The 6,719-nt window shown below is 57.5% G+C and carries 6 protein-coding genes; 5 read left to right on the forward strand and 1 reads right to left on the reverse strand.

Annotation, left to right across the window (positions count from 1 at the left end; translation table 11 throughout):
* Positions 1–118 precede the first annotated feature (118 nt).
* Positions 119–1,528 (reverse strand): FAD-binding oxidoreductase, encoded by a 1,410-nt coding sequence (locus tag C8N42_RS20650; protein WP_107818287.1) that lies wholly within the window; start codon positions 1,526–1,528, stop codon positions 119–121.
* A gap of 173 nt (positions 1,529–1,701) precedes the next feature.
* On the opposite strand from C8N42_RS20650, the gene C8N42_RS20655 reads away from it, so the two are divergent.
* The 5 genes from C8N42_RS20655 (at position 1,702) to dmpG (ending at position 6,523) form a co-directional block, all read left to right on the forward strand.
* Positions 1,702–2,715 carry a TRAP transporter substrate-binding protein gene (locus tag C8N42_RS20655; RefSeq protein WP_107818288.1) on the forward strand — a complete coding sequence of 338 codons (1,014 nt, stop codon included), beginning with the start codon at positions 1,702–1,704 and terminating at the stop codon, positions 2,713–2,715.
* Positions 2,716–2,787: 72 nt separating this feature from the next.
* Positions 2,788–3,276, forward strand: coding sequence for a TRAP transporter small permease (locus C8N42_RS20660; protein ID WP_043869041.1), 489 nt, complete (start codon positions 2,788–2,790; stop codon positions 3,274–3,276).
* Positions 3,273–4,556: a TRAP transporter large permease gene (locus C8N42_RS20665; RefSeq protein ID WP_043869042.1), complete on the forward strand. Its 1,284-nt coding sequence runs from the start codon at positions 3,273–3,275 to the stop codon at positions 4,554–4,556. The genes C8N42_RS20660 and C8N42_RS20665 overlap by 4 nt, the downstream gene beginning before the upstream one ends.
* A gap of 18 nt (positions 4,557–4,574) precedes the next feature.
* Complete coding sequence (locus C8N42_RS20670; protein WP_043869043.1) at positions 4,575–5,486, forward strand: acetaldehyde dehydrogenase (acetylating); 912 nt, start codon at positions 4,575–4,577, stop codon at positions 5,484–5,486.
* Positions 5,487–5,497: 11 nt separating this feature from the next.
* Positions 5,498–6,523: a 4-hydroxy-2-oxovalerate aldolase gene (dmpG, locus tag C8N42_RS20675; protein WP_107818289.1), complete on the forward strand. Its 1,026-nt coding sequence runs from the start codon at positions 5,498–5,500 to the stop codon at positions 6,521–6,523.
* Positions 6,524–6,719: the final 196 nt, after the last annotated feature.

The raw sequence follows: 6,719 nt of genomic DNA on the forward strand, positions 1-6,719 counted from the left end.
TATCATCGGCGCAATCTTTTGCCTGACCGGCATGGCGATCATCTTGGTCGCCCCTATGCTTCAGAAGTAACCTGCGGTCTCAATCGGGCGGTTACGGTTTTGTGGACATCAGGGACGTTTAAAGCACCTTGCCGGGGTTGAGGATGCCTTTGGGATCAAGGGTTTGCTTCAACTCGCGCAGCAGGGTCAGTTCCTCATCGCTGCGGCTGTATTTAAGCCAAGGTTTCTTGTGCAGCCCGATGCCATGCTCGGCGGAGACACTGCCGGAAAAGTTTCGAACAATTTCGTACACGAGGGACTCGATCCGGTGTTCGACATTTGGATCCGCAGGCAAGGGCCCCGTGACGAGGTGAATGTTACTGTCACCGATGTGTCCGAAGAAAAAGCGGTTCATCTCCGGGAAGTCGGTCTCAAGTGCTGCGCGCATGTGTGCGACACACTCACCGATTTTTGCAATGGGCACGGAAACGTCGAAATTGATCGTCGGGCGAGTGGTCATCAAAAGTTCGGTCACGCCGTCGCGCAAGGCCCAGAGATCAAGCGCGTCTTTTTGCGATTGTGCCAGAGCTGCATCGAGCACCCAGCCTTGCTCCATGGCCTCAGCGAGCATGTCGTGAAACAGATCGTTTTCCTTTTCCGGATCAGGCCCTTGCATGTCGATGAGGACGTAAAGCGGTGCCTTGGATTCAAGCGGGGCACGTAATCCTGTCACATCGAGCACTGCATCGAAATAATCTGCCCACATCACTTCGAAGGCGCTGACGCGGTCGGAGAGCACGCGTCGAGCGTGTCCCAAAAGAGCAAGAGCAGAGTCAAAATCGGGAAGGGCGACCAGAGCTGTATTCGCACCGGCAATCCCTGGATGCAATTTCAGCACCGCTCGCGTGATGACCCCAAGTGTGCCTTCGCTGCCAATGAACAGGGGTTTCATGTCCAGTGCGGCGTTGTTCTTTGGCATGCGGTTGAGCATCGATAGGATACGCCCGTCCGCGAGCACCACCTCGAGCCCCAGCACCAAATCGCGGGTCATACCGTAGCGGATGACACGATTGCCTCCCGCATTTGTCGAGATATTGCCCCCGATCTGGCAGGACCCACGCGGACCGAGGTCGAGGCCGAACATCATTCCCTCCGCCTCGGCAGCCTCCTGAATGGTTTGCAAGGGCGTTCCGGCAAGAACCGTCGCTGTGGCGGAGGCGGTGTCGATCTCTTCAATGCCACTCATGCGTGCGAGTGACAAAAGCAAGGCCCCATCGCTGGCCACCGCACCGCCGGCGAGCCCCGTACGCCCGCCCTGAGGCACAACCGGGATGCTGTGGCGATTGCACAGTGACAAAACCTCGGAGACCTCTTGAGTGCTGCGGGGCAGGGCGAGGCCGATCGGTTTCCCGGGAATCTCTGTGCTCCAGTCCTTGATGTCCGTTTCTGAAACATCTGCGCCGCATATGAGGTCGTTTGGAGAGAGGCACTGAGCCAAGGCTTCCCAGAAGGCCTCTGTATCCTGTTTTTCCAGAATTTGTGTCTGCATGTCTTCCTCCTCGAAGCACAAATCTCTCACATATTGAGAGGTCATTTCACTATTTGACATAAGATGATTTGAATCGTTAGAACGTTCAAGGGAAATGGCAGGGGTGTCCTGTTGTTGCCGGAGGAAGCGGGCCCTCAGGAGTGGGCTTGCATGACTGAACCTGGGAGGATTCCATGATTCACTTCAACGCGGGCGCGAGCCTGCGCAAAACCGCTGCCGCACTTTGTCTGGTCACTGCGTCTTTTGGTGCGACGCAGGCGGTGGCTGAACCTGAGCTGACGATCAAAGCGGCGCACGCCGCATCGGCCACCAACACCGGCCACCTCGCACTTGAGTTTATCGACGAGCAAATGCGTGAAAGAACCGAAGGACGGATCGGGCTTGAGATTTTTCCGAACGGGCAGCTTGGTGGTGAACGCGAATTGATCGAGAGCCTGCAACTCGGCAATCTGGATATGGCCTTTGTGTCCTCGGCGCCGCTTGGCAGTTTCAACAAAGAGTATTTCGCGCTCGATATTCCGTTCCTGTTCAAGGACCGCGAAAGCGTCTACCGCGTGCTGGACGGTGAGGTTGGTCAAGGCCTTCTCGACAGCCTTGAGCGCGTCGGCCTGCATGGCGTCGGCTATTGGGAAAACGGCTTCCGTCAGTTGACCAACAACGTGAAGCCGATCTACACGCCCGCCGATCTCGAGGGCATGAAAATGCGCACCATGGAAAACGAGGTGCATATCGCGGCGTGGCGTGAAGAAGGGGCAAACCCGGCGCCGTTGGCGTTTTCCGAGCTGTTCACGGCACTGCAACAGGGCACTTTCGATGCACAAGAAGGGCCGATCAACCTCTTCTATGACATGAAGTTCTTCGAAGTGCAGAAATACATCACCAAGACGAACCACATCTATTCCCCGTTTGTGGTGCTGATGAACCCGGAAGTGACGGCACGGATGTCGGATGAGGATCGTGCGATTTTCGAAGAGGTCTTCGCGGAGTCCAAAGCCTATCAACGCAAACTCGCGCAGGAAGCCGACGACAAGGCCGAAGCCGCGATGCCTGAGATTACCTTTGTCGAGCTCACGGCAGAACAGCAGGCCGAGTTCGCCGGTCGTATGGGCCCGGTCATCGAGATGGTGAAAAAGAAAGTCGGTGCGGAGGCGGTGGACCGCATCATGGCCATTGCCAACGGCGAATAAGTCAAACGGACGGAGCGCAACACTGTAGCGCGCGCTCCGTCAGACCGACCTCCTATTGACTGGAGTACCCCCTTGAAATTCATCAACGAGAAACTCGAAGAGACGCTTCTGGTCGCTCTTCTTGCCTCAATGACTCTTCTCATCGGACTTCAGGTTTTCATGCGCTATGTGATGGAAGCCTCCCTGACCTGGTCAGAAGAATTGGCGCGTTATCTGTTCATCTGGGCAACCTACATAGGGGTGAGCTACGGTGTTCGAAAACAGGCGCATATCCGCGTCACAGCTTTCAGCGATCTGCTGCCGGATCGTGGCCAGATCGTTGTGCGGATTTTGATCCATCTCGTGTTCGGCCTTTTTGCAGCTCTGGTGATTTGGGAAGGGACGAAACTCACCGCAAAAATCTATGGCTTCGGTCAGACCTCGTCTTCGCTGGGGGTCCCGATGGCCTATGTCTATGCCGCGCCGGTGGTGGGTTTTGGTCTCGTGGTGATCCGTCTTATTCAACACATCGTGCTCGATATCGCCCGGTTGAGTGGTCGCGCCCCGGAGGCTGAAGAATGATTTCCGCTCTGCTCTTTATTCCGTTCCTCGTTATGCTTCTGGTGTCGGTGCCGATCGGCATCGCCTTGGGGCTGGCTTCGACGCTGGCGCTGTTGGTCAGTGGCAAGGTGAGTTCGAGTTATATTGCACAGGGGCTTGTCACCTCGATTGACAGCTTTCCTCTGATGGCGGTGCCCTTCTTTGTGCTCGCGGGCGATCTCATGGGGCACGGTGGCCTGTCCAAACGGCTCTTGAAGGTCGGGCTTGTCCTCTTCGGGCGCTATTCCGGTGGCTTGGCGATCATCGCGGTTGTCACCTGTATGTTCTTTGCCGCGATCTCCGGTTCCGGTCCGGCCACCGTGGCCGCTGTTGGCGCGATCCTGATGCCCGCGATGGCCAAAGGGGGCTATCGCCCGCCCTTCACTGGCGGGCTTATCGCCTCTGCGGGGAGCCTCGGGGTCATCATCCCGCCGTCGATCCCGATGGTGATCTATGCCACGTCGGCCAATGTCTCCGTGACCAAAATGTTCATGGCCGGTGTCGTGCCGGGGGCTCTGATCGGCATTGCTCTTATCGTATATGCCTGGTTCCAAGCGCGCCGCGAAGGCATCGAACGCAGCACGGAACGCCATAGCTTCAATGACATCGTCGTCACCATCTGGGAGGCGAAATGGGCCCTCATGGTCCCCGTCCTGATCTTAGGCGGCATCTATGGCGGTGTCTTCACGCCCACAGAGGCCTCCGCGATCGGCGTGATCTATGGCCTCATCGTTGGGCTTTTCGTCTATCGCGAATTGAAATTCTCGGACCTGCATCACATTTTTGCGTCCTCGGCGCTCACCTCGGCCACGATCATGCTGATCGTCGGGGCCGCCACGATTTTCGGGCGCGTTTTGGCGATCGAGCGCATCCCGGTGATGATGGCGGACTATATCACGCAACTGGTGAGCAACCCGCTGATGATCCTTATCCTGATTAACCTGCTATTGCTGGTGGTGGGCACATTCATGGAGACGCTCGCCGCGATCATCATCCTCACCCCAATCCTGTTGCCGGTCGCCGCCGCGTCTGGGGTGGATCCTGTTCACTTCGGCATCGTTATGATCGCCAACCTCGCGATCGGCATGGTGACGCCGCCTGTGGGTGTAAACCTCTTCGTCGCGTCGCGTGTGGGCAATATCCCGTTGGAAAGATTGATGCGCTCCGCTGCGCCTTTCCTAGTGGTGATGCTCCTGATCCTCGCGTTGATCACCTATGTGCCCGCTCTGTCTCTCGGCCTGCCGGCCCTCTTCGGAATGTAAATTTAAAGGAATTGCACGATGACAAAGAAACTGCGTGCCGTGATTATCGGTCCCGGCAATATCGGTACGGATCTGTTGATGAAAATGCAGCGGTCCGACTGGGTTGAGCCGGTTTGGATGGTTGGCATTGACCCGACCTCCGAAGGTCTCAAACGCGCGGCGGCCATGGGGATCAAGACCACGGCCGAAGGCGTGGACGGGATGCTGGACGCTGTAGAGGCTGATGACATCCGCATCGCTTTTGATGCGACCTCAGCCTATGTCCATGCCGAGAACAGCCGCAAGCTCAATGAGAAAGGCGTTCTCATGGTCGATCTGACACCCGCCGCCATCGGGCCTTATTGTGTGCCGCCGGTCAATCTTGCGGAACATGCCGCGAAGCTCGAAATGAACGTCAACATGGTGACCTGTGGCGGTCAGGCGACGATTCCCATGGTCGCCGCCGTCTCGCGCGTTCAGTCGGTCGCTTATGGCGAGATCGTGGCCTCTGTCGCCTCGCGATCTATCGGACCGGGCACGCGCAAAAACATCGACGAGTTCACCCAGACAACCGCCCGCGCCATCGAGAATGTTGGCGGCGCAAAGAAAGGCAAGGCGATCATCGTTGTGAATCCGGCTGAGCCGCCGCTTCTCATGCGCGACACCATTCATGTTCTGACCGAGGACACGCCCGACGAAGCCGCCATCACCGAATCTGTCAAGTCGATGGTCGAAGAGGTTCAGAAATATGTGCCGGGCTACAAGCTTGTGAACGGCCCGGTGTTTGATGGAAATCGCGTCTCGATCTTTGTCGAGGTCGAGGGGCTTGGGGATTTCCTGCCGAAATATGCGGGCAATCTCGACATCATGACCTCGGCCGCGCTGCGCACGGCTGAAATGTTCGCACAAGAAATCGCAGGCGGTGACATCGCCCTGCCCAAACGCGCTTGAAGGAGGCCAGAATGAGCATCGAAGGCCGCAACGTCACATTGCACGAAATGAGCCTGCGCGATGGCATGCATGCCAAGCGCCAACAAATCTCCATCGAGGAGATGATCACCATCGCCAAGGCGCTCGACGCCGCAGGGATGCCCTGGATCGAAGTGACCCATGGCGATGGTCTGGGCGGCAACTCCGTCAACTACGGTTTCGCACCGGCCACGGACGACGAATATCTCGCCGCGGTGATCCCGCATATGAAAAACGCGAAAGTTTCTGCGCTGCTGCTTCCCGGCATCGGCATTCTGGACGATCTCAAACGCGCAATGGATCTCGGGATTTCCGGCGTTCGGGTCGCCACGCATTGTACCGAGGCGGATGTCGCCGAACAGCATATCAAATTTGCCGCCCAGACCGATCTCGACACGGTCGGTTTCCTGATGATGTCGCATCGCAACAGCCCCGAAGGGTTGGTGGAAGAAGCGCTGAAAATGGAAAGCTATGGCGCCAACTGCATCTATTGCACCGACTCCGCAGGTTATATGCTACCTGACGACGTAAGAGCGCGGATCACTGCGCTGCGCGAGGCACTGTCGCCGGAGACGGAACTCGGATTCCATGGTCACCATAACTTGGGTATGGGGATTGCCAATTCGGTCGCCGCCGTCGAATGCGGGGCCAACCGCATCGATGGGGCTGCCGCCGGTCTCGGTGCCGGTGCGGGTAATGCGCCGATGGAGCTGCTCGTCGCGGTTTTCAACCGTATGGGCGTGCAGACCGGGGTCGACCTGTTCGGTATTATGGATGTCGCCGAAGATCTTGTCGTGCCGATGATGGACCATCTTGTCCGGGTAGATCGCAACTCTCTGACCATTGGCTACGCAGGTGTCTACAGCTCCTTCCTGCTCTTCGCAAAGCGGGCGGAGGACCGCTACGGCATCCCGGCGCGCGAATTGCTTATGGAATTGGGCAAGCGAGGTATGGTCGGTGGACAGGAGGATATGATCGAAGATCTCGCACTGACCTGGCAGCGCGAGCGTCGTATGTAAATAAATGAAATCCCCGGCCTGATGCAGTCCGGGGATCCACAGGTTGGGAATTGCGGGCCCAGTGGCCGTTGCAAGATTTTGTATGTTCCGAACCTCATGTTGGCCTAGCTGGCCCGAAGCTGCATATTTGGGCCTTTGAGAGAACAAAGCCCGTACATTTCATTGGTCTGACCGCTGCAGATACAAAGCGACGTTT

The sequence above is a fragment of the Celeribacter persicus genome, assembly GCF_003050785.1.
In the GTDB taxonomy this organism is placed as follows: domain Bacteria; phylum Pseudomonadota; class Alphaproteobacteria; order Rhodobacterales; family Rhodobacteraceae; genus Celeribacter; species Celeribacter persicus.

Excerpts from the sequence above, each read along its gene's own strand:
- C8N42_RS20650 (WP_107818287.1), bottom strand. The coding sequence starts at position 1,528 with ATGCAGACACAAATTCTGGAAAAACAGGATACAGAGGCCTTCTGGGAA.
- C8N42_RS20655 (WP_107818288.1), top strand. The coding sequence starts at position 1,702 with ATGATTCACTTCAACGCGGGCGCGAGCCTGCGCAAAACCGCTGCCGCA.
- C8N42_RS20665 (WP_043869042.1), top strand. The coding sequence starts at position 3,273 with ATGATTTCCGCTCTGCTCTTTATTCCGTTCCTCGTTATGCTTCTGGTG.
- C8N42_RS20670 (WP_043869043.1), top strand. The coding sequence starts at position 4,575 with ATGACAAAGAAACTGCGTGCCGTGATTATCGGTCCCGGCAATATCGGT.
- dmpG (WP_107818289.1), top strand. The coding sequence starts at position 5,498 with ATGAGCATCGAAGGCCGCAACGTCACATTGCACGAAATGAGCCTGCGC.